General features: G+C 49.9%; 24 protein-coding genes and 1 riboswitch. Of the genes, 3 read left to right on the top strand and 21 right to left on the bottom strand.

Going from position 1 to position 25,421, the window contains the following annotated elements:
• Nucleotides 1-47 precede the first annotated feature (47 nt).
• The 13 genes from ric to ACAN55_RS10570 form a co-directional block, all read right to left on the bottom strand.
• Complete coding sequence (gene ric, locus ACAN55_RS10630; protein WP_379131847.1) at nt 48-752, bottom strand: iron-sulfur cluster repair di-iron protein; 705 nt, start codon at nt 750-752, stop codon at nt 48-50.
• A gap of 103 nt (nt 753-855) precedes the next feature.
• Entirely contained in the window at nt 856-1,572 is a 717-nt protein-coding gene (locus ACAN55_RS10625; RefSeq protein WP_379131845.1) for a hypothetical protein, read from the bottom strand.
• A 183-nt stretch (nt 1,573-1,755) separates the two neighbouring features.
• Complete coding sequence (locus ACAN55_RS10620; RefSeq protein WP_379131843.1) at nt 1,756-3,315, bottom strand: glycoside hydrolase family 76 protein; 1,560 nt, start codon at nt 3,313-3,315, stop codon at nt 1,756-1,758.
• A gap of 55 nt (nt 3,316-3,370) precedes the next feature.
• Nucleotides 3,371-4,426 (bottom strand): glycoside hydrolase family 76 protein, encoded by a 1,056-nt coding sequence (locus ACAN55_RS10615; RefSeq protein WP_379131840.1) that lies wholly within the window; start codon nt 4,424-4,426, stop codon nt 3,371-3,373.
• A 4-nt stretch (nt 4,427-4,430) separates the two neighbouring features.
• Nucleotides 4,431-5,513, bottom strand: coding sequence for a glycoside hydrolase family 76 protein (locus tag ACAN55_RS10610; protein ID WP_379131837.1), 1,083 nt, complete (start codon nt 5,511-5,513; stop codon nt 4,431-4,433).
• A 43-nt stretch (nt 5,514-5,556) separates the two neighbouring features.
• Entirely contained in the window at nt 5,557-6,444 is an 888-nt protein-coding gene (locus ACAN55_RS10605) for a carbohydrate ABC transporter permease (protein ID WP_379131834.1), read from the bottom strand.
• A 33-nt stretch (nt 6,445-6,477) separates the two neighbouring features.
• Nucleotides 6,478-7,365, bottom strand: a complete 888-nt coding sequence (locus tag ACAN55_RS10600; protein ID WP_379131832.1) for a carbohydrate ABC transporter permease — start codon at nt 7,363-7,365, stop codon at nt 6,478-6,480.
• A gap of 76 nt (nt 7,366-7,441) precedes the next feature.
• A complete protein-coding gene (locus tag ACAN55_RS10595; RefSeq protein ID WP_379131830.1) occupies nt 7,442-8,767 on the bottom strand; it encodes an extracellular solute-binding protein in 1,326 nt (441 codons plus the stop codon).
• A 49-nt stretch (nt 8,768-8,816) separates the two neighbouring features.
• On the bottom strand, nt 8,817-10,103 hold the full coding sequence (locus ACAN55_RS10590) for a glycoside hydrolase family 125 protein (RefSeq protein ID WP_379131827.1): 1,287 nt from the start codon (nt 10,101-10,103) through the stop codon (nt 8,817-8,819).
• Between the two features lie 192 nt (nt 10,104-10,295).
• Complete coding sequence (locus ACAN55_RS10585; RefSeq protein ID WP_379131824.1) at nt 10,296-11,465, bottom strand: GntR family transcriptional regulator; 1,170 nt, start codon at nt 11,463-11,465, stop codon at nt 10,296-10,298.
• A gap of 171 nt (nt 11,466-11,636) precedes the next feature.
• Nucleotides 11,637-11,954, bottom strand: coding sequence for a winged helix-turn-helix transcriptional regulator (locus tag ACAN55_RS10580; protein WP_379131821.1), 318 nt, complete (start codon nt 11,952-11,954; stop codon nt 11,637-11,639).
• Between the two features lie 134 nt (nt 11,955-12,088).
• Nucleotides 12,089-12,409 (bottom strand): hypothetical protein, encoded by a 321-nt coding sequence (locus tag ACAN55_RS10575; RefSeq protein ID WP_379131818.1) that lies wholly within the window; start codon nt 12,407-12,409, stop codon nt 12,089-12,091.
• A gap of 19 nt (nt 12,410-12,428) precedes the next feature.
• Nucleotides 12,429-13,334, bottom strand: a complete 906-nt coding sequence (locus ACAN55_RS10570; RefSeq protein ID WP_379131968.1) for a Gfo/Idh/MocA family protein — start codon at nt 13,332-13,334, stop codon at nt 12,429-12,431.
• A gap of 162 nt (nt 13,335-13,496) precedes the next feature.
• Here ACAN55_RS10570 and ACAN55_RS10565 point away from each other — a divergent pair, with 162 nt between their 5' ends.
• On the top strand, nt 13,497-14,111 hold the full coding sequence (locus tag ACAN55_RS10565; protein ID WP_379131815.1) for a TVP38/TMEM64 family protein: 615 nt from the start codon (nt 13,497-13,499) through the stop codon (nt 14,109-14,111).
• A gap of 107 nt (nt 14,112-14,218) precedes the next feature.
• Complete coding sequence (msrA, locus tag ACAN55_RS10560; protein ID WP_379131813.1) at nt 14,219-15,205, top strand: peptide-methionine (S)-S-oxide reductase MsrA; 987 nt, start codon at nt 14,219-14,221, stop codon at nt 15,203-15,205.
• 223 nt (nt 15,206-15,428) lie between these two features.
• Here msrA and ACAN55_RS10555 read toward each other — a convergent pair whose 3' ends face one another.
• Nucleotides 15,429-16,541 (bottom strand): DUF4349 domain-containing protein, encoded by a 1,113-nt coding sequence (locus tag ACAN55_RS10555; RefSeq protein ID WP_379131810.1) that lies wholly within the window; start codon nt 16,539-16,541, stop codon nt 15,429-15,431.
• 334 nt (nt 16,542-16,875) lie between these two features.
• Here ACAN55_RS10555 and ACAN55_RS10550 point away from each other — a divergent pair, with 334 nt between their 5' ends.
• Nucleotides 16,876-16,992 carry a DUF1540 domain-containing protein gene (locus ACAN55_RS10550; RefSeq protein WP_379131808.1) on the top strand — a complete coding sequence of 39 codons (117 nt, stop codon included), beginning with the start codon at nt 16,876-16,878 and terminating at the stop codon, nt 16,990-16,992.
• Between the two features lie 80 nt (nt 16,993-17,072).
• Here ACAN55_RS10550 and metE read toward each other — a convergent pair whose 3' ends face one another.
• The 7 genes from metE to ACAN55_RS10515 all read right to left on the bottom strand — a co-directional run bounded on the left by metE (nt 17,073) and on the right by ACAN55_RS10515 (nt 25,394).
• Nucleotides 17,073-19,373 (bottom strand): 5-methyltetrahydropteroyltriglutamate--homocysteine S-methyltransferase, encoded by a 2,301-nt coding sequence (gene metE, locus ACAN55_RS10545; RefSeq protein WP_379131805.1) that lies wholly within the window; start codon nt 19,371-19,373, stop codon nt 17,073-17,075.
• 152 nt (nt 19,374-19,525) lie between these two features.
• Nucleotides 19,526-19,732, bottom strand: a riboswitch (cobalamin riboswitch).
• A 100-nt stretch (nt 19,733-19,832) separates the two neighbouring features.
• Nucleotides 19,833-20,693: an undecaprenyl-diphosphate phosphatase gene (locus ACAN55_RS10540; protein WP_379131802.1), complete on the bottom strand. Its 861-nt coding sequence runs from the start codon at nt 20,691-20,693 to the stop codon at nt 19,833-19,835.
• 166 nt (nt 20,694-20,859) lie between these two features.
• Nucleotides 20,860-21,654 carry an AIM24 family protein gene (locus ACAN55_RS10535; protein WP_379131799.1) on the bottom strand — a complete coding sequence of 265 codons (795 nt, stop codon included), beginning with the start codon at nt 21,652-21,654 and terminating at the stop codon, nt 20,860-20,862.
• Between the two features lie 234 nt (nt 21,655-21,888).
• Nucleotides 21,889-22,560 carry a YitT family protein gene (locus tag ACAN55_RS10530; RefSeq protein WP_379131796.1) on the bottom strand — a complete coding sequence of 224 codons (672 nt, stop codon included), beginning with the start codon at nt 22,558-22,560 and terminating at the stop codon, nt 21,889-21,891.
• Nucleotides 22,561-22,868: 308 nt separating this feature from the next.
• The gene (locus ACAN55_RS10525; protein ID WP_379131793.1) at nt 22,869-23,369 is read right to left on the bottom strand and encodes a Crp/Fnr family transcriptional regulator; all 501 of its coding nucleotides are present in this window, start codon (nt 23,367-23,369) and stop codon (nt 22,869-22,871) included.
• 196 nt (nt 23,370-23,565) lie between these two features.
• Nucleotides 23,566-24,018, bottom strand: a complete 453-nt coding sequence (locus tag ACAN55_RS10520; RefSeq protein ID WP_379131791.1) for a PTS sugar transporter subunit IIA — start codon at nt 24,016-24,018, stop codon at nt 23,566-23,568.
• Nucleotides 24,015-25,394 carry a PTS fructose transporter subunit IIC gene (locus ACAN55_RS10515; protein ID WP_379131788.1) on the bottom strand — a complete coding sequence of 460 codons (1,380 nt, stop codon included), beginning with the start codon at nt 25,392-25,394 and terminating at the stop codon, nt 24,015-24,017. Before ACAN55_RS10515 ends, ACAN55_RS10520 begins: the two co-directional genes overlap by 4 nt.
• Between the last annotated feature and the right edge of the window lie 27 nt (nt 25,395-25,421).

Genomic DNA, 25,421 nt, shown 5'->3' with positions numbered 1-25,421 from the left:
CATGAAAAAAAGAGCCCCCATAGGGCTCTATATCCAAGAGCAGTGAATTACTGGTATCTTGGGAACAGAATGTTATTCTCCAGATGCACGTGCTCAAAGGTCATGCCTTCCAGCTCTTCAAGGCGCGCATAGGTCAGGCGATACGTGGTGCAAGCGTGGGCTGGAGGAGTGAAATCGTCCGTAATCTTGCGGATTTGTTTCAAAATATCTCCGGCGGCATCATGCTCTCCTTCCAGATCGGTCAGGCCTGCACGCAGATCTGCGAGTGCTTCTTCGCTTGGACTGGCCATATAGTTCAGAATCTTCGGAAACTCCGTTTCTTCTTCCTTGGCTGTATGCTCCAGAAGCTCTTCTTTCAGAAGATGGAACAGCTTGTACAGCTCTGCCAGATGCGGGGAATCTTCTCCATGTACACGGAAGACCTTGGTTACATTTTGGCCAATAAGCGGCAGCTCTTCACGCAAATAGCGGTGGTGCTTGTTAACAATATGGTTAATCAGCTCTGCGGAGGGCGCGGAATTCCAAACCATTTCCTCCTCCAGAACAGGATACTCTTCAAGCAGTTTATACAGATCACTCAGAACTGCATCCTGCTCCAGCCCCCGTTCAATGATAGCTTCACCAAGCGGTTTAGCTCCGCCGCAGCAGAAATCGATTTTATTCGCTTTGAAATAATCTGCGGATTTAGGGAATTGCAGCACAATATCTCTTACCAATGCTTCACTATGAAAAATGGGTTGTTTCGTGGCCATGTTGGTTCCTCCTTGGGTGGTGGGTTCAAATTTCTTCTTCTCCTCCACCTTACCCCTGCCGGAAGGACCGCCTAGTGATTTTAATCACTGAGAATAAATCTCTTTATTGAACATAAGCCTGCATATACGTCCGTTTGCCTTCAGCATCCTTCAGATAAGGGCCCAGTCCGGAGAAACGCGCTTCATTCACATATACGCCAGTCATCCATCTTCCTTCCGTCAAGCCGCCTTCCCACTGAAGAACAAGATCCGGTGCAGATACCCACTCCTGATAAACACGCACATTACTGCCGTTATATTCCTTACAGGGCTTCGCGAGTTCGCTGAAACGATGCTCGGTAATATAGGTCGGCACGAAATACTTAGCGATTGTCTCCATTTCCTCCCCATCAAACAGCGGCTCTTCACCCAGAAACGGATGGAACAGCAACGTCTTCTCGAAGAGGGACCAAATCACCGCCTGCAGCATCATGCTTTGTCTTCTCCCGTTATGGAACCGGAAGGAACGCTGCTTCCCTTCACCTTCGTGGAAATCAGTGGATTCCAGGCAGTGCCGTTCACAGCCAATGCATTTCCAGCCGGACGGTCCCTGAATCCATTTTTGAAACACGGTTCCACTGTCATTCTCCCCTTTATATAGAGAGGAAATAATGCTGTAAGGAACACCAATCCAGGCATCCCACAGGAATTCCGGGAGGTGGTTATGCAGCATATGCAGTGTCTTATCGTAGATGTATTGAACTTTCACTGATGCGAGCTCCAATTCGGCAACGTCCTGTTTCCCGTAAGTAATCTCCCTGGAAAATAGAGTAGTCTTCATTTCCCTCGCCTCCTGAACTATTTTGTCAGGCCACATGCACATGGTAAACGTTTCCATCATAATTTGAACAATTGTTTTTTCTATTATACACATTAGGTTCTGAGTTAGTGCAAGTCTTTTTGAATAATTATAAGAAAAACAGCCAGTCTCTGTATATCGGAGACTGGCTGTTGATAGGAAGATTTACAAGCCGCTAAGCAAATCAACGTTGAGATAGTTATTGTTCCCCAGACTGCTGTCCAAACCAAGCTGGATCGTATTAGAACCTGCATTCAGCGGTACCGTTACAGTAACTGTTCCATAGGAACTCCAGCCCGATGTTGAATTGAACAAGAGATTGGAAGCTATCGTTACCCCGTTGACTTTGACATATCTGGATGCATTACCGGCTCCTGCCGCATAACGGATAGTGATGGCCTTGGAACCTGCCGTATTCTGATTGACATAGAAATCAATGGAGGTTCCGCTCGTGTTCCACCCGCCCACATAACCGCGTCCGGTATAACCGGCATTCGTGCTCTCATTGATCATACCGCCTCCAGAGACCAGCGTCCGCTGGGCATTTTCTGCTTCATACGCCCCGTTCCCGGCAATATAACCGGTATAACCGTCAGCCGGTACAAGCTGCAGAATGGAAGCCCCTGCTGCTGCGGTGAGGCTTTGGACGTAGGCTGCTCCCGTCGGGCGGAGCCAGTCGCTGCCGATGATTTGATCGGAAGTCCGGCGGTGGTTCCAGGCCTGCGTCGCATTCTGCTGGAGAAAGCTTAAATATTGCGATTGACCGCCCTGCACCCGCAGGCGGTTCAGGTTGCGGACGAAGACCATTTTAAAGCCTGGCGCATCATTGACGCCCTCGTACATCAGCGTCTGTGCCGAGACCATTTTGTTCACAACATACTGCGCTGCGTTATTGGCATCCGTGAGATAGGACGCGGTGCCGGTGGCCTGATACAGCGATACTGCAGCACCCAGGAACGTACCGTAATTGTACGTGAAGTCCCAATCCTTCACCGTTCCGCTTCCGGTGCCTTCAATATGGTCATTGACCTTACTGCCGTTCACCAGATTGGGTTTAATCCAGTTGTAGATTTGGGTTGCTTTGGTCAAGTACGCATTATTGTTGTACGCATTCTTTAGCTTGATCGCCGTCATGACCATCGGAGCATTTGTCGCCATATTCTTCTGGGCATTCGCCTGACCCGGCGTATGCGCATCCCTTCTCCACCAGATGCCTCCGCCATATGCGCTGGTATCCCATTCCGCATAAATCTGATCGAACAGGAAGGAACCGCGGTTCAGATATTCAACGGTACCCGTCAGTTCGTACGCCCTTAAGCAGGCGAGCGCCCACCAGCCTAAATCGTCATTGAACGGATTAGCCATCATGTCCGGATATTTGGCATTAAAGCCCGCATAGATATCATCAATCATCGTCCGGTATGTGGTGCTGTTCGTGCGCTCATAAGCATCCATCACAGTCTCCCACAGCTGCGCTTCCCACCAGAAATCGGTGTATAAACCTCCGTTTGGTCCAAAGGCATGTTCGGAATGGATGAGATGATCGCTGTTCACATAAAAATATTTCGCTGACGCATCATAGAACACATTGACCAGCGCTGTCATCGCTGCATCCGCATTGGAACTGGTGAAGGCCTCAGCCTTTCTCCCCGGACCTGGCGATAATAAAGTGACGGCAAGCAGGCAGCCTAATGCCGATAATCCTATTTTTTTCCATGGAATCATGTTGATGTCCCCTTTCATGCCTTCATTGGGTTATATTCAGATGATCCGATTTAGTCTAAAGAGCCGCGGCACCCTCAAGCAGCATCAACCCGCTGAGCTGGACACTAAGCTGGACCGGAATTTCCGGCTTTCGGTCCCATGATGGGCCGCATAGCCCTTGCTGCTCTTTCACCCCCCGGTCCCACAAGGCGTCCACATTGGACAGAATGACCTCGCGAACCCGGATATTTCCGGGGAAATGCTGAAGTAACAATACGAAGTAACGAATAAGGATACCTTTAAATAAACCCGTGTCATCAATTCCCTCATCAGGGAGCAGCAAAGTACTTGGATGACATAGACGATCGATGCAGGCTTCAGCCGTCCGAAGTGCATCTTCCGCATAACTCTCTACCTTTGTTACCCGGTACAATTCAAGACCTGCACCCAGAAATACGCCCTGGCAGTAGGTGAACTCCCAATCATAATCAATTCTGCCATCGCCAAGCCTGTTCTTTCCGTCCCATACAAAACCTGTTTCGGGGTCCACCAGATTAGTTTTATTCCAATCGTAAATACGCATAGCCCAATCCAGATCGTCCTGCTTCTGAAACATCCCGTATAACCGGGCGGCCAGTATAGCTGCAGGTGCATTGGCAGGAGTGTTCTTGTAATCTAACTGGTCCTTCTTCCATGCCATTCCGCCGCCCAGATGGTGATTCCAGGCAGTCTTGATGTCGGCCCACAACCCCAGCACCGCGCTCAGGTATTCTTCTTCTCCGGTCGCCCGGTAAGCCCGCAGCAGCGCAAGTGCCGTCCATTCCATATCGTCATAGTAATTATGGGAGAAGGTTCCTCCATTGAAGCTGTGCAGGCTGCGGCTCAGGTTCAGGATGCGGAGAGCATATTCAGGGTTCCGCGTTCGTTCATAAGCATCAATTAGAACATCAAGGACATGGGCCTGCCACCAGTAATAGAAGTTATCGCCCTCCCTAACGAATTCGCGGGGGAACCATTGATTCATAATGCCGGTCTCTTCGTTAAAATAGTTCTGCCAAAGCTTCTCCTGCATCCAGTCAGCACGGGAACTCCAATCACCTGCAGGAAGGGTTCTGATGAGATTATTGTCCATAAGATTACCCCTTACGTTCCGGGGCGGCATGGGTTGATTGCATACGGCTTCGTTCTGCCATCTGCTCAAGCAGCATCATCCCGCTGAGCTGGGAACTGAGCTGCACGGGAGCGGAAGGAGGTATAGTCCAATCCGTTCCGAATAAGACGTCCTCCGCAAGCCTGCCGCTCTCCCATAGCCTTTCGGCATTCCGGCGCAGAAAAGCCTCCGACTCCGCTGCAGCCGGATCGGCTTTCACCAGTTCAGCCGCATAGCGGACCAGAATTCCTTTGAATAGACCGCCGTCCCCGGTGCCTTCATCCGGCAGAATACCAAGGTGATGAGCTGTAAGCTCCCGGACCGCCGCTGCGAAAGTTCTCCGTGCATCCTCCAGATAGTTGAGATCCTTGGTTATCCGGTACATCTCCACAGCAGCTCCGATATAAACACCTTGGTTATACGTATACTTCCAGTCCTTGTCGATCAATCCGTCACCGGCACGGTTCATACCGTCCCACACAAATCCGGTCACCGGATCAACAAGATGCTCTTTCTGCCAATTGAACAGCTTATGGGCCCATTTCAGGTCCTCTTCATCGCCAAATGACTGATACAAGCGTGATGCCAGAATCACAGCAGGAGCATTAGCCGGTGTATTCTTATAGTCCAGTTGTGACTTCTGCCAGGCAATGCCTCCGCCCATTTGACTATTCCAGCCGGTTTTAATGTCCTCCCAGAGGGTGAATGCCGTCTCCTTGTACAGTTCCCTGCCGGTAGCGTGGTACGCGCGAAGCCAGGCCAGAGCCATCCACTCCATATCGTCATACAGCTCATTCGGCCACACTCCGCTATTGCGGCGAAGCAGACCTTCATGAATAGCGGCAAGGCGTTCCGTATAGTGGCCTTCTCTGCTCCGCAGCAGACCGTCCACCAATACATCAACCGCATGAGCCATCCACCAATAATGAAAAATCGTGTTGCACTCCCCGCCGGGACAAGGGTATTCAATGTTATACATGCCGAGCGGTTCATTCCAGAATAGAACATCCAGCGTATCCTGCACCCGCTTCGCCCGCTCCTCCCATGTATCCAGCTCCAATGGCTTCATATGGCGTCTCTCCCTTATCTGATCTGCCGTTTCTCTCGGCTGTTTAATTTTTAATGCCGCTAAACGCAATCCCCTGTACAAAATAACGCTGTAGCGCCAGGAATAACACCAGAATCGGCAGAATAGCCACCAGTGCTCCTGCCATCATCGGACCGTAATCGGTTTGAAAATTATACGAGAACGCCTGAAGCCCCATCTGGATCGTTGCCTTATCCGGATCATTCAGCACGATCATCGGCCATAAGAAACCGTTCCATCCGGCCTGAAAGGTGAAGATGCTTAACGTCGCAAGTGCCGGTTTGGTGAGCGGCAGATAGATACGCCAGAAGATTTTGAACTCCCCGCAGCCTTCAATCCGGGCCATCTCCATCATGTCGCTGGGCAGCGTAAGGAAGAACTGCCGCATGAAGAACACGGCGAAAGTCCCCGAAGCTCCCGGGAGAATAATGCCCCAGAAGGAATTCATCAGACCATTGCCCCCGCTCCCGAGCAGGTCGTTGCCTCCCGCAAACGGAATATGCCGAAGCACGTATACTGTCGGAATCATCGTGACAATCCCGGGAATCATCATCGCAGCCAGCAGCACGCGGAAGATCGGTTTGTTCAGCCTGAATCTGAGCTTCGCAAAGGCATAGCCGCTGAGCGAGCCGAAAAATAAATTAGCAAGCACTCCCGCCATGGCAAGTACCAGCGAATTCCAGAAGAACAAGCCGAACGGTACGGTCGTAAACGCCTTGTGATAGTGTTCAAAGGTAATATGATCAGGGAACCACCGGATCGGCATGGCGAAAATCTCGTCATCCGGTTTCAGCGAAGTGAGTACGCTCCAGTAGAACGGCAGAAACATTACAACGGCAATAATAATGCACACGATATAAAAAACTGCTTTATTCAAGCCTCTCTTCCAAACGGAACCGCCATTAACACCCATTCCTGTGAGCCTCCTTTTCCAGGGCAATATCCTTTATACGATTGACTCCTCGGCCTTAGAAACCCGCATATTAATCAGCGAGAAGATCAGTATCGCCATGGCCAGCACAAAAGCCTGCGCCGAGGCGTAGCCCATCTGCAGCTGGTTAAAGCCCTGCTGGTAGATCAGATAGACGGGTGTCTTGGTCACATTGGCCGGACCACCCTGAGTCAGCACAAAAGCCTGGTCGAACAGTTGCAGCGCACCGATGATCGCCATCGTACTAACCAGGAATGTGGTCGGACGAAGCTGCGGCCATGTAATAAACCGGAAGCAATCCAGCTTGTTCGCGCCATCCAGCCGTGCCGATTCATACAGATAATCCGGAACTCCCTGCAGACCCGCCAGATATATAATCATATTGGAGCCGACTGACTGCCATAAGGTAAGCATTACGATAGACAGCATCGCCGTGTTCGTCTGGGACAGCCAGGCCGGACCGGTAATTCCAACATAGGACAGCAGGCCGTTCACCAGCCCGAATTCCGGATGCAGCAGCCAAATCCATACAGTTGCCGCTGCAACGGCAGAGGTAAGCGTCGGCAGATAATAGAATGTACGGAACCATTTCACCCCGCGCCATGCCCGGCTTAACAGCACTGCAAGCAGCAGGGAGATCAGAATATTCAACGGTACAAAAATCACCGCATACAAGAACACGTTGCGGAATGTTTTCCACAGAAGGTCATCCTCAATCAAACGGCGGTAGTTATCAAATCCGATCCAGTCATTTCTGCTGAGGACATCATAATTGGTAAAGCTCAGATACAAGGCCATTACTACCGGAATAACTGTAAACACTGCAAACAGCAGCACCGTGGGCGTAATGAACATATAAGCCGTCCGCGCCTCGTGCTTTGCCACTCTTCTAACGGAAGCCATCAGAACTCCCCCTCATTCTCCCCGCACGTATTCATGGCAACGGGGAGGCGGGGCCTCCCTGTCGCTCAATGTGAACCTACTTCACAATTTCATTATCCTTCAGCATCTTATCCCCTTGCTCCTGCGCTTTTTTCAACGTATCCTCAATACTCTGCTTGTTCTGCTGGTTAAGCTGGAGATTCGGTGCCAGCGCGTCTGTCTCCATCACGGAATAGCCGGGGTGCGCAGGACGGATCTTGGCGAATTCCAGGGTATCCAGGAAAGGCTTCCACTGCGGGTCATCCTGGAAGAACGGATCTTCCATGGACGGCTTGAAGCCTGGAAGATTTAAGCTGGTCTTCGCCCAGAGGAGTGCGTTATCTTTGTTGGCTGTCCACCATTTAATGAATTCCCAGGCCTCGTCATGATGCTTCGAGCCTTCCGGAATGACCAGACCAAAGCCGCCCATTACGCTGCCTTTGTCGCCGCTCGGACCCGATGGAGGAGGAACGATGCCATAATCCAGATCTTTGCCGTATTTATTGTAGGTGCTGAGCATCCACGGTCCGGAATAGAGCATGGCTACCTTACCGGTTACAAAAGCATCCTGTCCTTCACCAAGCCCTTGTTCAAAACCAACCTTGTATACTTTGTCTTTATTCATCAGGCGGTCCCAGAACTCCAGAACCTGCTTGCCCTGTTCATTATTAAAGTTGGTCTTCCCGTCTTCAGTGAGCATTGTGCCTCCGGCCTGCTGGAGATACATATTAAAGAGGCCCAAGTCAGCCATGGAGAAGCCTGCAACCTCCAGTTTATTCCCGTTCCATTTTGTCAATTTAGCGGCAGCTGCCTCCAGCTCATCCCACGTTGTCGGAGGCTGAAGTCCGGCATCGGCCAGCAGTTTCTTATTGTAAAAGAGTGCGCGTGCATCTACTGTAAGCGGAAGTCCGTATAATTTATTGTCATAGGATAGCTCTGTAAGTGATTCGCTGTAAAAATCATCTTTGGATATTCCGTCACGGGTTAAATATTCGTCCACTGGATGCAGCACATTCTTCGGCGCATACAGCGAAGTCCGCCAGCGGTCCCAGAACAGGATGTCAGGAGCGCCGCCATTGGTTGCAGCGGTCAGGAATTTCGTGATCATATCCTGCTGCAGCACATATTTAACATGGATTTTATCCTGTGATTTGTTAAAAGCATCAACCATCGTTTCGAATTGCTTCTGGCCTTCGCCACCCCAGTCTCCCCAGAAGGTGAGCTCCGTCTTCTTGCCGTTGCTCTCCTTGGTTTCTCCACTATTCGCAGTATCACTGTTCCCCGCATTACCGGCATCTCCTGAATTCCCTGAATTCCCGCTGCAGCCTGCTGCCAGAACGGCAATCATCACCATTGCCAGTGTCGTGACCAACCATTTTCTCATTGCTTCATCCCCCTAAATCTAATGGTTTGTTTGGTATTTCAGGTAAGGATCAGTTTGTCTTCACTCTAATTCCACAGTGCATAAGCAAAAGCTCGCAGAACATCATATTGGCCCAGGAGAACCACGGGCGCGTATACTCACCGGGTTCATCTGCATGAAAGCCTTCATGCATAAAGCCTGTTCCGGCATCGGTCTTCTCCAGAAGTTCAATCAGAGCTTCCTGCTCCTTCTCATCAAGTGAGGTCATTCCCTGGACCGCCAAGGCGATGGGCCAGATGTAATGGTCCGGCGTGTGGGGACTTCCGATGCCTGCAGCTGCCTTGCCCGTGTAGTAGTAGGGATTGGCCTGGCTCAGGATAAGCCTCCTTGTATTCTGGTACACCACATCCTCTGCAGACACATACCCCAGATATGGAATGGAGAGCAGGCTGGGGACATTAGCATCATCCATCAGGTTAACGCCCCCGAGGCCATCAACCTCATAGGCATACACAGCTCCAAACTCTGGATGCTGCACGATACCATACCGCCGGATTCCTTCATCGATCTGCCCGGCAAGAACCTGCGCTGATTTCTCCATTTCAGAATCACCCAGTACATCGCGGGCAATTTCGCAGACATACCGCAGAACAACCACGGCGAACATATTTGCAGGGATCAGATATCCGTATTTGCAGGCGTCATCGCTTGGACGGAACCCGGACCAGGTCATTCCTGTATACGAGGTAAGACTTCCTTTCCCATCCCTTGGCAATGTATCCGTAAGCGCACCGTCCAGCCGCTGAAATCGATATCCGGAGTCGCTTTCGTGGTTTTGTTCAAGGGTCCATAATTCGATTATCCGCTTAACCCCAGCTATAAATGTCTGATTAAACTGAGAAGTTCGGCCGGTATTCTTCCAGAGCAGATAGCTAAGCTGGATGGGATAACACAAGGAATCAATTTCATATTTCCGTTCCCATATCCAGGGACTCATTGCAGTCAGATCATTCTGATGGCCCTGTCCATTCTCCTCTTCGTTAAAAGCATTCGCGTATGCATCATGGTCAATATAAGCAAATTGGCGTGCTATCAATCCTTCGATCATGCCGGCAATTTCTTCGTCATCTCCGGCGAGCGTCAGGAACGGCCGGACCTGAGCGGCAGAGTCCCGCAGCCACATGGCCGGAATATCTCCGGTAATCACAAAAGTCGTTCCGTCCAGGCTCTGATGAATCGTGGTATTCCAGGTATTCAGCATACACTGTTCAAACATGTCCGCAAGCTTCGACCGATCCCCAAGCCTCACTCTTAAATGCGCTGACAGTTGCTGCATGGAATCAGGTATTCTCTTCATGGCTTTCAGTAGGAGTAACCTCCCTTTCCACGTTTTATATAAAGCGCTTTCATGAACTTAGTATATTGGTATGCAATTAATATGTCAATATGTAAATTACAAATAATAATATATCATTTTCTACGCGTCATCTCAGTTTTTTGCTCTACAATAGAACAGCAAAAAACCCATCCTACCGAATGGGTTCTCGTGTTAGAGCCGTCTGGATGAATTGGCGGGCCCTGTAGAGTTCCCGGGAATAAGCTCGGCTTCCAGCATTACCTTATTGGGGACAGACTGTCCATCCATAATTCTAAGCACATTCTCGACTGCGATACGTCCCATTTCCTCCTCATTCTGACGCATATGAGTAAAGGAATAGCCTCCTCCAAGATGAGTCGGCGGACTGTCGAAGCATATAATCGATATATCTTCGGGTATCCTCAGTCCTAGTCGCTCTACCGCCGTCTTAGCCAGCAGTGCAATGTTATATTCAATCGCAAACAGCGCTGTAATCGAAGGATGACTCTCCAGATGAGAAATCAGCCGTGAGATGTCGCGCTCAATATTATCCGCGTTAAACAGCTTAGGGAGTGTAGAAGTCAGATCGCTTACCCAAAGTCCCTTATCAACCATAATGCCTCTGCGGGCATGTGCTTCAATGAAACCTTCGATACGGTCTTCCACCGCGGTCGTATCCGTAGGGGGAGGCGAAAGAAACGAAATATGGGTATGCCCCAGATCAAACAGATATTCTGTTGCTTCAAGTGCAGCCTGCAGGTTATTCGAACTAATCGATGCTGCTGCCACACCTTTTAGATGCCGGTCCACCAGTACAAGCGGGAATCGGCCAATGACAAGCTTCAGAATTTCCGCGTTAAAATATTCACCCTGAGCCGGGAACACAATCAATCCGTCCACTCCCAGGTTTAGCAGCTTCTGAATGGATTGTTCCTCATTCTCCGGTATGCCAAAGGTTCTCCGCAGCACCAGAAAGCAGTCATTATCGCGTGAAGCCTGCTCCATCCCGTAGATCAAACCGGTTCCGTAGCTGTTGCCAAAGTCCGTAATAATAAGTCCTATCGTCTTCTCTTCTGCATTGATCGATGCGAACGAAGATGATGCTCCTGACGGTGAATCCGCGGGCTCGTGTGCCGGATCGGCTACAAAGGAACCTCTGCCCGGCTTCCGGATAATCAAGCGCTCCGCAGCGAGAAGCTCCAGCGCCTTCTTGCTGGTAATACGGCTTACATTATAGGTTTCAGCCAATTCCTTCTCGGAAGGGACCCGTTCCCCAAGCTTGTAGGCTTGAGTAAGAATGCTCTCCTTCACTTCATCAAATATCTTCTCGTACATTGGCTTGGAAGAGGTCGGTTCGCTCATGACGATCATTATCTCCTGACTATCAAATATCGGGATTACACATAATAATATATCATGATATATTAAGAATGTCGATCATCCAGTTTACCTGCTATAAAAAATAAAAAGACCACCCCAGCAACCATTTCTAGTTGTGGGGCGGCCCCTGCTCGGAGGAGTTACTCCGGCGAATTATTTGACCCAGCTTTCAGCCCAAGACTGAATCTGCTGCATCACAGGCTCCAGCGCACGGCCTTTGTCTGTCAAATCATATTCAATGCGTACCGGTGTTTCCGGATATACGTGTCGAACCAGAATACCTTCTACTTCCAAATCCTTCATCCGCTCAGACAGCATCTTATCACTCATCGAGGGAATTAAACCGGAGATGTCTTTGAATCGCTTTGGTCCGCTCATCAAGGTCTGAATAATAAGGCCGTTCCATCGTTTACCTAAAAAGGAGAAGGCCGATTCGAACCGGGGACACATCGTAATCTGATGTTCTTCCATTTTTCTCACCTCTCACTAAGCAAAACTTACATTTAGTTAGTATATATAATTTTAGCACACTTTATCCCTGATGAACATTGGTAATTGTAAAAAAAGTTTCATCAGCCATTTCTATTATATCCATGCTGTCAATCTCATTTTTCACTGCGCGATTTATGATCAATCGCTTCGGTAACTACAAAAGCCAAATCATCATTATTGTACAGAGAGAGAACGCCTAATACCGTATCATTCGAGATAAAGCCCGATTCTTCCGGAGATACGGTCAGCTCAAGTGCTTTGCGCAGCGCTTCATTGCCTGCCTGCTGCGGATAAGCCTGCAAATATAAAGTTTCAGGATCCAGAGCATTGTTCACGCACCATTGCGCAAATACCAGAATCATCATCTCTTCATCACGCTTGTAGCTTTCGACAATCTGCTCTTCTACCGATTTACGGTATTCGTAATCATCCATGATGTTTCCTCCCTCTGAATTAATCGGTCAGCGCTGAAGCAAGCACATGGCTCGGCAATACGGCTGCCGCCGAAATGGAGCAGGCATCGGGTGTATCCAATGTTTTAAGAAAATGGTTCACCACACCGCTGAAGCCCCTGCGTTCCAGTACCGTATCCCAACTGCCGAAGCCTTGGGTTCGCGGTAATGCGCCTTGCTCATAGAGTACAGCCCTCTCCATATCAGTTACCTCAACAGATCTGCCGCTGCCGTGGAGCTCCAGCTTCTCCAGATCCGCACCAGCATCTCGGACCATGCTATACATGCCGGAAGCGCCGCTTGGCCAGCCCAGCATGCCTGATGCCTGAAGCAGATGGCCTTCATCATTACTGCGGAGACTGCCACGAAGCAGTTCATAGTCGCCACCGCATAACCAGAGCAGCAGATCAAGCATATGAATGAGGTCATCGTGCACAGTTTCACGGCTGGTGCCTTTTTGCAGCTTGGTACGATGTTTGATCGCTCCGCACCAGCTGATGCCTCCGGCTTTCTCCAGCCATACCTTGGCCGCAGTGTACAGCGGGGCAAACCGGCGGTTAAAGCCGACAGCAAGGAGCAGGTTCTTCTCCAGCGCAAGCTCCGCTAAACGCCGGGACTCCTCTAGATTATAGGAGAGGGGCTTGTCTACATATACCGCGACTCCGCCCTCCAGGCATTTCGTAACAATATCATAGTGAGTCGGGGTTGGACTGTGTACAAATACTGCGTCCAAATCCCAGGACAACAGCTCGTTCAGGTCAGTCGTTCCCTTGGGGAACCGGTAAGAGCTCACTGCTCCCTGTACAGTGGACGAAGAGCTGCTAAGGACACCGACTACCTCTGCATCATCGTGTCGCGAGAGCAGCGGCAAGTATACCTTGCGGGCAATATCGCCAAGTCCGACCATAGCGATTCTTTTTCGCTTTATATCCTTCAATGTTTTCAACCCCTCAAGACCCGTATATCATGCTATTATAACCTGACACTGCCCGGTGAGAAATGATCTTTGCTTCAATTATGATCTTTTTTTCAGTATGATGGGTGAAATGGATTAAAGGGGCATATTAAAATGAGAAAATGGCTGCTGGTGGCACTTTATGTTTCGGGAATGGCCGCCGCGTTTATCTACAGATATACTCTGCTCGACTGGATGAGGCATGGCAACAACTTTGTTCTTTCGTTCGCCGCAGCTACGCTGCTGGCCATGTTTCCAGTAGTTCCCTATAAGGCAGTTATAGGTCTGTTCGGATATGTATATGGCAGCCTGGGAGGGACGCTGATCTGTTGGATGGCTACCACGCTGGCGGCTGTGCTGATGTTCGGCAGCTTCAAATATTTGTTTCAGGACAAAGCCAGAAGATATCTGGAACAGCTGCCGGCCCTCGCCAAATTCACCTATGCCGTGGAGAAGCGTCCTTTTATATCCATCGTTGTGGCGAGGCTGATCCCTGTTATTCCTCAAGCTGCGGTTAACGCATATGCGGGAGCTGCGGGCTTGCCTTTCATGAGCTTTCTTCTCGCTACAGCGCTCGGAAAAATTCCGGGCATCGCCTTGTTCGCATTCCTTGGAGATAATCTGCTTCAGCATCCGGGTAAATCTGCCGCTGCCATTGTGCTCTACCTGATAGTGCTGGGACTGGCCTGGCTGGCCGTCCGCAAAACATCACCGAAACCCGTCGAATGAAGCGGCGCGCAGAACGTGAACCTGAGAATGTTCGTTAGCTTTTCATTCTCAGGTTCATCTTATATAATTAAATTGTGATTAATTAATTTTAAAGCGGAGGGATATCAGTGAGCGACAATACTGCAAGTAATTCTGCGGTGCGGACCGAACAAGCAACTTTTGCAGGCGGATGTTTCTGGTGCATGGTCTCCCCCTTTGAGGAGCTGCCGGGCATTATCGAGGTGGTGTCCGGATATACGGGCGGACATACCGTTAATCCTACCTATGAAGAGGTATGTTCCGAAACCACAGGACATGTAGAAGCTGTACAGATTACCTTCAATCCGGATATATTTCCATACAATAAGCTGCTGGAACTATTCTGGCAGCAGATTGATCCGACAGATGCCGGCGGCCAGTTCTATGACCGCGGAACCTCCTATGGGACTGCAATTTTCACACACTCCGATGAGCAGCGCGAGCAAGCCGAGGCATCCAAGGCTGCTCTGGAAGCGAGCGGACGGTTCAATAAGCCGATCGTGACACCCATTCTCCCGGCGAAACCATTTTACCGCGCGGAGGAGTATCACCAGGGTTATCATCACAAGAATCCGGCGCATTATAAACGGTACCGCAAGGGATCAGGACGGGATGCTTTTATTGAGAATCACTGGTCACACAAAGAGAATAAACAAAGCCTGAAGGAACGATTGACTCCCCTTCAATACGAGGTCACCCAGAACAATGCCACGGAATCTCCGTTCCGCAATGACTTCTGGGACCATCATGGAGAAGGAATTTACGTGGATATTGTGTCCGGTGAACCCCTGTTCAGCTCACAGGATAAATACGATTCCGGCTGCGGCTGGCCCAGCTTCACCCGTCCGATCAGGGATTATGCCGTGAAGGAAAAAACGGACCTCAGCCACCTAATGGTGCGCACTGAGGTGCGGAGCAAAGAGGCGGACTCCCATCTCGGCCATGTCTTCAATGACGGCCCGGGACCGAACGGGCTAAGGTACTGCATTAATTCTGCCGCTCTGCGGTTTGTTCCTAGGGAAGACCTCGAGAAAGAAGGCTACGGGGAATACCGCGTGCTCTTCCAGCATGCTTAAACAGAGTTCGCTGCCTCCGCTCGTGAGAAGAGCTTGAACTGGAAGACTCTCCTGGTGAACACCTCATTACTTAGCACTTAGCAGGTTATCACTTCAAGTCTCGTCAAATCAACAATCGCCCTTTGAATAATGGAGGCTGAGGCCATCCATTCCAAAGGGCGATTGTTTTAGTTCATATTCAACATACTATGAAGCAACTTCCGCATTATTGTATGCCTGCGGTTTATTTTTCTCCTGAGTCTTCTTCATCCGCTTCCACATTCGTTACATCCTGATTACGGTTGGCCTGCCGGATTTGACGCGAGTGCTCATCCCGGTGTCCTCTGCGGGTGCGTGTATTTTTCCGGACTAAGAGCACGATTGCGAAGATCATTGCAGCCCCGATCAATACAGGCAGTGCTGCAGCCAGAATTACAACCAGCCACTGAAACAGTGTGGATAACACATTTAAGCTTCCATTTAGCGCATCAGACGCCCGCTCCATGAGTGGCCCCTGCTCTATCTTTTTCTCCGCTCTCACACTTTCATCGGTCTGGTATAAACGAAGCTCCACCGTAGAGAAGGAGACATTCTGGTCAATATAACGCATTCTGCCCTTGATCTGCTCAATGGACTCCTGAATGGTGCCGAGCTCATTCGCAAACGCGACAAGATCGCTCGATTTGGTTGCTTTTTTCATAAATTCGGTATATTGGATTTCCATAAGCACTTTAGCTTTGAGGCGCGATTCCAGATCCACATATTCCTCCGATACATCCTGTCCCTGGATGCTGCGCTGCAGCGATTCATGCTTCACCTTCTCCAGGTTATTCAGGAACGGAGAGAATCCGGAAGCCGGAACCTTCAGGATAAACGTGCCTCCCTGCTCGTATTCAGACATATTCTCGGTAAATTCAATAATATAGCCCCCGGCCAACGTTACCAGATTACGCACTTCAGTCTGGGCCTTCCCATACTCTTCAACTTCCATGTTCAGATTGGCTTTGTAGATCAGCTTCTTGTTTAGTCCCGCCACCACGTCGCTTCCGGTAAATCCGGCACCGATGTTATTATTATTCGTTGCCGCATCAACGGCTGTGGCATCCTGACCTCCGCCTTTACTTTTACCATCGGCCTGTGCTGCGGGAGCCTCTTGCGCTGAAGTTGTTTCCACTACTCCTCCTGAAACCATCATATCCGTGGTATTCGCCATCGCTTTTTCCGCTGCACCAAAGTCAGCGCCGTTGCTTGCAGCATAATTCGCATCTGCGTTATTATCGTCCCCGCTACCGCAACCCGACAGCAGAATCATAGCCAATACCAGCACACTTAATCCATACAGACCCCATCTTCTCATTTCTTGACCTCCCCTGATTTTAACCATCTCAGCCGTCATTAAATAATAAGAGCGTATGAAACCTCTGCCGGAGTCTTCTATCTTTGTATGAGCGCCCGGCATTTGATATTTAGACGTTTCCAGCTGCTGGAAGGTTGCGCTAGGGAATCCAAAATTTCTCTAATTATCAGATGAACTCAATTGATTGAAAACGCTTCATTTAATTTAATTGGAAATAGATGGTTGCATAGAAATACCCTCATTTCCGAAGAAATGAGGGTACATCATTGTTGGACAAGCTCCACCTTGTCCAACGCTATTTATGCCGCCAACTGAATAAGGGAGGTGAACCCTAATGGCAAAAGACGTAGTATGCGAAGTAAGCTCTTGTTCACACTGGGCTGAAGAGAACAGATGCAGCGCCGATTCCATCTTAGTCGCTTTTCACAGCGCACTTGAAGCGAGTAAATAAGAAATAGATGGGAAGGGACCCTCCACGGTTCCTTCTTTTCTTATCCTCATTTTATCAACAGTGAGAATGATTATCAAGGATTAATTACTTACTGCCGCAACTTTCTCTCTGGCGATGACCGCAGCCTGCACCATATTCCGCAGTGCCGCCTCCGTCTCTTTCCAGCCCCTTGTCTTCAGGCCGCAATCCGGATTGATCCAGAACTGCTCCGGTCTCAGCACCCGCAGCGCCCGCTCAATATTCGCCGCCATCTCCTCGGCTTCCGGAACACGTGGGCTGTGAATATCATATACGCCAAGGCCAATGCCCTTGTCATATCCCTGTTCTTCAAATCCGGCGATTAATTCACCATGGCTGCGTGAAGTCTCAATCGAGATGACATCGGCATCCATGTCCGAAATCGGGCCGATCATCTCGTTAAATTCGCTATAGCACATATGTGTATGAATCTGTGTCGTCGCTTTGACTGAATTGGTTGCAATCCGGAAAGATCTCACTGCCCAGTTGAGATAATGTGCGTGATATCGTGCTTTCAGCGGCAGACCTTCTCTTAACGCCGGTTCATCCACTTGGATCATCAATATACCGGCATCCTCCAGAGCCTGCACCTCCCGACGCAGTGCAAGCGCAATCTGGTTAGCTACTTCCTCCCGGCTCAGATCATCCCGCACAAAGGACCAATTAAGGATTGTAACCGGTCCGGTGAGCATACCCTTCACGGGTAGTGTGGTCAGTGATTGGGCGTAGACACTTTCATTTACCGTCATGGGCTTAGTGAAGGTAATATCACCGTAAATAACGGGAGGCTTCACGCAGCGTGAGCCGTAGGACTGCACCCAGCCGCCTTGAGTAAAAAGATAACCGCCGAGCTGTTCCCCGAAAAATTCAACCATATCCGTCCGTTCAAATTCCCCATGCACCAGGACATCCAGCCCAAGCTTTTCCTGCAGGGCAATAGCGTCTGCGATCTGCTGGCGGATAAATCCATCATACCGCTGCTGGTTCCAGATACCTTTCCGCCATTTCAGGCGAGCCTGCCGGACCTCCGGTGTCTGTGGGAAGCTTCCTATGGTTGTCGTTGGAAGCAGCGGGAGCTTCCATTTCTCCTTCTGGACCATCAGCCGTTCAGCATAAGGCAGGCTTCGGCCGTCCGGGAGATTCTCCAGGCTTCGCACCTCTTTCGCCACCTCCGCGTTGGCCCGTTCGGGCAGGGCGCGGAAGACAGCCAATGCATCCCGGCTATCCTGAAATGAAGCGGCATAAATCCCGGGTTCAGATCCGAATGCTGTAGCCACAAGTGTAAGTTCAGCCAGCTTCTCTTCGGCAAAGGCCAGTGCACCCCGCAGAACCTGCTTCAGCTTGGTCTCACCCTTCACCGTTACCGGCACATGCAACAGACTGCACGAAGGCTGTAGAATCAGTCGCTGTGGATCGACAACACTCGCCAGCTTCTCTACCAGCAGCAGCTTGGCATCCAGATCAGACCGCCAGATGCTGCGCCCATCGATAATGCCAGCCCCCAGCCATTTGTCTTCCGGCCAACTGATTCTCAACAGGGCCTCAAGATTAGCACCACCGTCATGTACAAAGTCAAGCCCGATCCCCTGCACCGGAAGCTTCAGCAGTTCTTCCAGTGGTTCTGCAGATTCAAAATAAGTCTGCAGCATAAGGTTTAGCCCTGGAACCGAGTGTGATATCTCTGTGTAAATCGTCTGCAGCAGTTCAAGATCCTCCGAGTTTAGTCCGGTAACTATCGCTGGCTCATCCACTTGTACCCACGTTACACCTTCCTGCTCAAGTTCCTGCAGCAGCTGCACATATACCGGAAGAAATCTTCTGCAGATCTTCCCGATATCAGTTGGTGCATATCCTTTGGAGAGCTTCAAGAAAGTGAACAGTCCAACGATTACAGGCTTACCTTCAATTCCCGCCTGCGTTTTAGCGAACCGGTAAGCATCCAGCGGTTTATTCACAGTCAATTGCGGCTGAAGGCTGCCAAGCTCAGGAACGATATAATGATAGTTGGTATTGAACCACTTCGTCATCTCACAAGCGGCTGCTTCTTTACTTCCCCGGGCCATGGAAAAATACAGCTCAAGGCTCACCTCACCACCGGTATATCCGTATCGTTCCGGAATAATTCCGAGCATTACTGCCATATCCAGCATGTGGTCGTAAAAGGTAAAGTCATTCACCGGAATCAGATCAATGCCGGCTTCCTGCTGAATACGTAAGGTCTGAAGCTGTATGGCAGCCATCTCTGCAAAGAAACCTTCTTCGTCCAGACTCCCGGTCCAGAAGGCCTCAAGTGTTTTTTTCCATTCACGGTTCCTGCCAATTCTCGGATATCCGAGATTACTGACTTTCAGCTCCTGTGCCATCTGAATCTCTCCTCTTCTGATACTATTTTTGTTAAAAATGAAATATGTCCCTGTACAGCAAAAAGGCGTCTTTCCCGAAAAAAGTCATGGGGAAAGACGCCTGTCCATTTGAACGGCTAACGTCTAACACCTCCCTATCTCCCGTAGGTATTGCAGTGCTGTTGAAACAGGCAGGTCTCCTGGCTACGGCGTCCACGTTCCCGGCAGTCTTCCCGACAGCTTCATGCTGCCAGTGACTCTTCTTGCGGGGAACTCATCCGTTACAGTGGCGGGACCGCGTCGGCATCATACCGATCTTCCCTTTTAACCCCCGAAGCTTAAGGCAGCTTTCGGCAGGCACCTGTTTCCGTTATTGAATTAGGTTAATACTTAAAGTTTATACGTTTCATCTTACGGCAAGACCCGGCAATCTACAATAGATTGCCGGGTCTTTGGGTTATACCAAAACCTGATAGCCAGTTAGAAGAAAATAATATACACGACACCAGCCAGAACAATCCGGTACAGGGCAAAAGGCAGCAGTTTGATCTTGTTGATCAGCTTCAAGAAGAAGCGCATCGAAAGTAAAGCGAACAGGAACGCGCTGATAAAGCCTGCGATAAAGAAGGGTAACGCATCAAGCGTAAAGTACTGCCAGTTCTTGACCAGTGAGATCAGGCTGGCGCCGGCCATGATCGGCACGGCCATGATGAAAGTGAAATCCGATGCCGCCCGGTGGCTCATACCCAGCAGAACCCCTCCAGAGATGGTGGAGCCTGATCTTGAGAATCCCGGCCACAGCGACAAGCACTGAATGAGTCCGATACCCAGCGCCTGCCGGTATGTAATCTGATCGACACTCTCTGCCTTGACCTTCTTGGGTGCGAACCGGTCAGCAGCAAGCATGAATATTGCGCCGATAACTAGTCCGACGAGTACCGTTGATGTGGAGAATAAGTACTCATCAATGTAATCCTCGAGCACAAGCCCCAGCACAGCGGCGGGAATGAGGCCCACGATTACCTGTGCCAGCTTAAGTCGCCCGTCCGTTTCAACTTTAAGCTGACCTTCCGGTACAGCTTCTAATTCTCTGCGGCTGAACCTCTTCAGCCCGAGCAGATCAATAAACCTTTTCCGGAAAATAATAACGACCGCAAGTATCGAGCCCAGCTGTATGACCACCTTGAACGTGTTGGCGGCGTATTTTCCCAGGAACTCCTGGGACTTCAACCACATATCGTCCACAATAATCATGTGACCCGTGGAAGACACCGGAGCAAATTCAGTAAGACCTTCAACAATTCCGAGCAGGATTGCTTTGATAATCGTCAGCAGTTCCATGCCATCCCCCCATAGAGTCTGTTTATTATCTATATTGTAAACTCCATTTGCTATTACTGAGACTTTCATCCCCTTACATGATTAGACACGCAAAAAAACTGAGCGACGGACTGGGAGGAGCTGTTGATCGCCCCCAGTCCTTCACCCAGTCCTTCACCCGGTCAGCCTATCTTCCGTCCAGCAGATTTCCGAGACCGCCAAGAATGCTGCCTTCTTCTTTGCGTCCGGTGCTTCCGGCTGCAGATAGAATCCGTCCGGCCATCCGGCTGAAAGGCAGCGATTGGACCCACACCTTGCCTGGCCCGCGAAGCGTAGCAAAGAACAAGCCTTCGCCGCCAAACACAGCCGTTTTAATCCCTTTGACCATTTCAATATCATATTGAACTGACGAGGTCATGGCAACAAGACATCCTGTATCAAGCTTGATGACTTCACCAGGCTGCAAGGTTCTTTCCATGACATACCCGCCGGAATGGACGAAGGACAAGCCGTCACCCTCCAGCTTTTGCATGATGAAGCCTTCTCCACCGAATAGTCCGGCCCCGAGCTTGCGCTGGAATTCGATGCCTACGGATACACCTTTTGCAGCGCAGAGGAACGAATCCTTTTGACAGATGACTTTGCCGCCGTATTGCTGCAGATCGAGCGGAATGATTTTGCCGGGATACGGAGCTGCAAAAGTTACGCTCCGGCGTCCGTAGGAACCGCTATGCGTGAACAGGGTCATGAACAGGCTTTCTCCGGTCAGGAGCCTTTTGCCCGCACCCATCAACTTGCCCATAAGTCCGTCTCCGCGTGAGCTGCCGCTGCCGTCACCGAAGATGGTCTCCATCGTAATTTCAGGGTCCATCATCATAAAGCTGCCTGCTTCGGCAATTACACTCTCACCGGGATCCAGCTGTACCTCCACACATTGAATTTCTTCACCCATTATCACATAATCAATCTCGTGAGCGCTCATTTAAACATCCTCCTGTTCATAAATCATTCAACTTTTTAAATATACGGGCACTAATAGTTCTGGTTTCAAGTACTTTGAAAATCTATTGAGAGATATGTAAGAAAGCCTTTTTAATCCGCACTCGCAGTTGTTACATGACCGGTGTTTAGCGTAAGTACGTAAAAAGGCCAACCTGAACTTCCGGCTGGCCTTAATACTGAACATCCCCATTTAGGGGCGATTTGCTGAATTGGTTCACATTACTGTGCTATCCTGCGGCTTGACTAGTGCAGATTGAATCTTCGGCACTTTGCGCAGCTTCGGTCTTCCAAGTGAGGTCGTAAACGTGATTACGTATCCGGCAACCACGACCGCCATACCGGTGTACAGCGTCTCTTTCAGAGGCATATAGAAAAGTGACAATGCCAGAACGATGACATCCATCATTATAAATACAGTGCCTACCTTGATTCCTTTCCATTCACTGATCAGCAGCGACAAAATATCGTCACCACCGCTCGCCCCGCCGCTACGGAGTACCATGCCTGCTCCAAGTCCTGTAAGTATACCGGATAACAATGCCGCTAACGGCAAATTATCCTGAAGTGGAATAACCCATCCAGAGTAACGTTCCATCAGTCCATAAAAGAGGGTAAAAGCCCCCACTGAAATGAATGTGTTGCAGATGAATGCTTTTCCTTTATAAATCCAGGCGATCAGGAGTACGGGGATATCTAGAATTAGAATAGACAAGGATGGAGAAATCCCAAGTACATATTTGCCAAGCAGCGACAGTCCTACGAACCCGCCCTCGGTCAAATGGTTTTGATAATTAATGTGGTAATAAGTAAATGCAAGCAGCAATGTTCCAGACAAAATGACGGTTAGTCGAAGCAGAAAATCGGCTCCGTTGTTGTTTTTCCTCATACAGGTCTCCCCTTATCGTATATGGCGGCTAGACGTTCCACCAAACTCTACGACGGGTTGTACCAGAGGAGTTGCTCCTTCGCATACAATACTCCTTCCCTCGCAGAGGCGGTTTCGTCAATTAACGTTCGCACCTTCTACAGGGAAGCTAAGTATAAGACAGATCATAACGTTTCCAAATCGTCCTTTGGGGAATCGTCCTTCGGGGACACATGGTATCCTGATCCTTTCTCTAATTTATTTGTTCAGATTCCATTATACCACTAACAATGACTCTTCTTATACACTTTTGTGTAAAAAGAGAATAATCACCCGGAATTGCGCAGCAAACGGTTGACCGTCTCTCGCCGGACACCTATTAATTGACCGATCTCTTCCTGGGTTAAAAGATCCGTCAGTGTCGCACCAAGGGAGTAATCATTCAACCATTTCGTCAACAGCTCCAGCCGTTCTCCCGGTGTGCCGACAGTCAGGTGATCCAGACGCATCTGCATAAATCGCACCTTTTCCTGAAGCAGCATGGCGATTTCAAGTGCCTTACCCGGCTCCTCGCGCAACTGACGGTACCATTCCGCAGCAGGAATTATTTCCACCTCACTTTTCATCAGTGCAACAGCTGTTCCATGAGCTTCCTTGGGGGAAATCAGTGAATGGTGGGGAACGGTCTCACCGGGATACAGAATATTGAACAGAACAATGTTCCCATTCTCATGAAGTCTTGTTACCTTGAACAAGCCGCTCTTGACCTGATACAGGTACCGGCATTCATCTCCTTGTCTGAACAAGACCTCTCCCTTATGCAGGTTCATTGCGCCTTCTCCTTTGCCCATGTGAAATATTTATATTACAAAGTATACCGAAATAAACCACTAAAGTGGAGTTCTTCTGTAAAATCCGTCAACAGCATGTCAACATCAGACTGATATTGGCAGATATACGAAGAAAAAGCTGCATGACTCCGGAGCCGGTGGCCCGGGAGTCATGCAGCTTTCTGGTATCCATTGGTTACATATTTTTGAGAATATCGATAATCTCCTGTTTGCTTCCAGCTTGCAGAAGAGAATTACGGAAATCTTCATGGATCAGCTTACGTGAGAGGGCAACCAGAATCTGCAAATGCTCATTGCCGACATTTTCTTTGGGAACAGCGATCAGAAAGACGATCGATACCGGAGTACCGTCAAGAGAATCCCAGTCTGCGGGTCCATCCAGACGGGCAACCGCCAGACCCGGTTTGGCTACACCGGCGGATTTGCCGTGGGGGATGGCTACACCGAAGCCGATTCCGGTGGAACCGGTGCCCTCACGGGTAAGAACATCTAACACGTACTTTGCGGTATCCGTTACCGAACCGGACATCTTCAGTCCTTCCGCCATTTGGGCAATAATCTCTTCTTTACTTCCAACTTCAAGGGGCAGGAAGACCGTGTCTTCTGTCAGCAATTCATGGATGTTCACTTTCCTTCAGCTCCAATCACAGTTTTGTTTTTCTTGAAGAGGTTGACGAGCAGGGCAGTTACGACTGTTCCTACCACAATCGCTAGCATATACATCAGCGGCTGGCCGATAGCATTAGGAATCGCCAGAACGAAGATCCCGCCATGCGGAGCGCGAAGTGTAGCATCGAACACCATCGACAGGGCACCGGTTAATCCTGAACCGAGAACAAAGGCCGGAATAATCCGCAGCGGATCCGCAGCCCCGAACGGAATCGCTCCTTCTGTGATGAAGGAAAGACCGAGTACGGATGCAGCTTTACCAGCTTCACGTTCTTCCTGCGTGAATTTCTTCGGAGCAAGAACGGTCGCCAGCCAGATGCCTAGTGGAGGTGTCATACCTGCTGCCATAACAGCAGCCATCGGACCGAACACATCGTTCGCCAGAAGGCCTACAGCGAAAGTATACGCTGTTTTATTGAAGGGTCCACCCATATCAAGAGCCATCATACCACCCAGAATTGCACCAAGCAAAATCTTATTGCCAGAACCGATATTTTGCAGCCACACTGTCATAGCATCCATGAGTTCTTTAATTGGGGTTCCGATCACATAAACCATCATAAGTCCTACAATTGCAACAGATAGAAAGGGTACGATCAGCAGCGGCTTCAACCCTTCCATAGAACGCGGAAGCTTGATGTACTTAATTAAATATTTAGCAACATAACCGGCGAGGAACCCGGCAAGGATACCGCCGAGGAACCCGGCACCAAGATCTTTGGACAACATACCGCCAACCAGACCCGGTGCAAGACCAGGCTTGCCGGCAATAGCGAATGCTATGAAGCCTGCGAGAATCGGCACCATAAGTCCCATGGCGGCACCCCCGATTTTCAGGAGATTGGCCAGGAATGTCCCTTCCTCCGGGTTCAGCTTAAAGAAAGACAGAGCGATCAGCAAACCGCCGGCTACAACAAGCGGAAGCATGTGTGAAACGCCGTTCATCAGGTTTCTATAGAAGGTATTCTGTTGGCGCTTGCCGTCGCCGCCAGCTGGGGCGCCTTTTGGCGCTGCCGAAGATGGTGCGGATGCCTGCAGAGCCAATGCCTGGTCAATCAGCTGTCCCGGCGCTTTGATCCCTTGGGCAACGGCAACACGGACTACCGGTTTGCCCGCGAAGCGATCCTCATCTACATCCGTATCAGCTGCGATAATAATGGCATGGGCTTCAGCAATTTCTGCAGCTGTCAGCTCATTCTCTATACCTACCGCACCGCGCGTCTCGACTTTCATTGGAATGTTTTTCTCGCCAGCGGCCTTTTGCAGGGATTCAGCTGCCATATACGTATGAGCAATACCCGTAGGACAGGCTGTTACCGCTAATAATTTCTTCATCTTCTATTCCTCCTGTAAATGTCGAAT

This window comes from Paenibacillus oryziterrae (genome assembly GCF_042610485.1).
Lineage (GTDB): Bacteria > Bacillota > Bacilli > Paenibacillales > Paenibacillaceae > Paenibacillus_AQ.
Note: the sequence above shows the minus strand (reverse complement) of the source record. Positions and strands in the feature narration are given on the sequence as shown.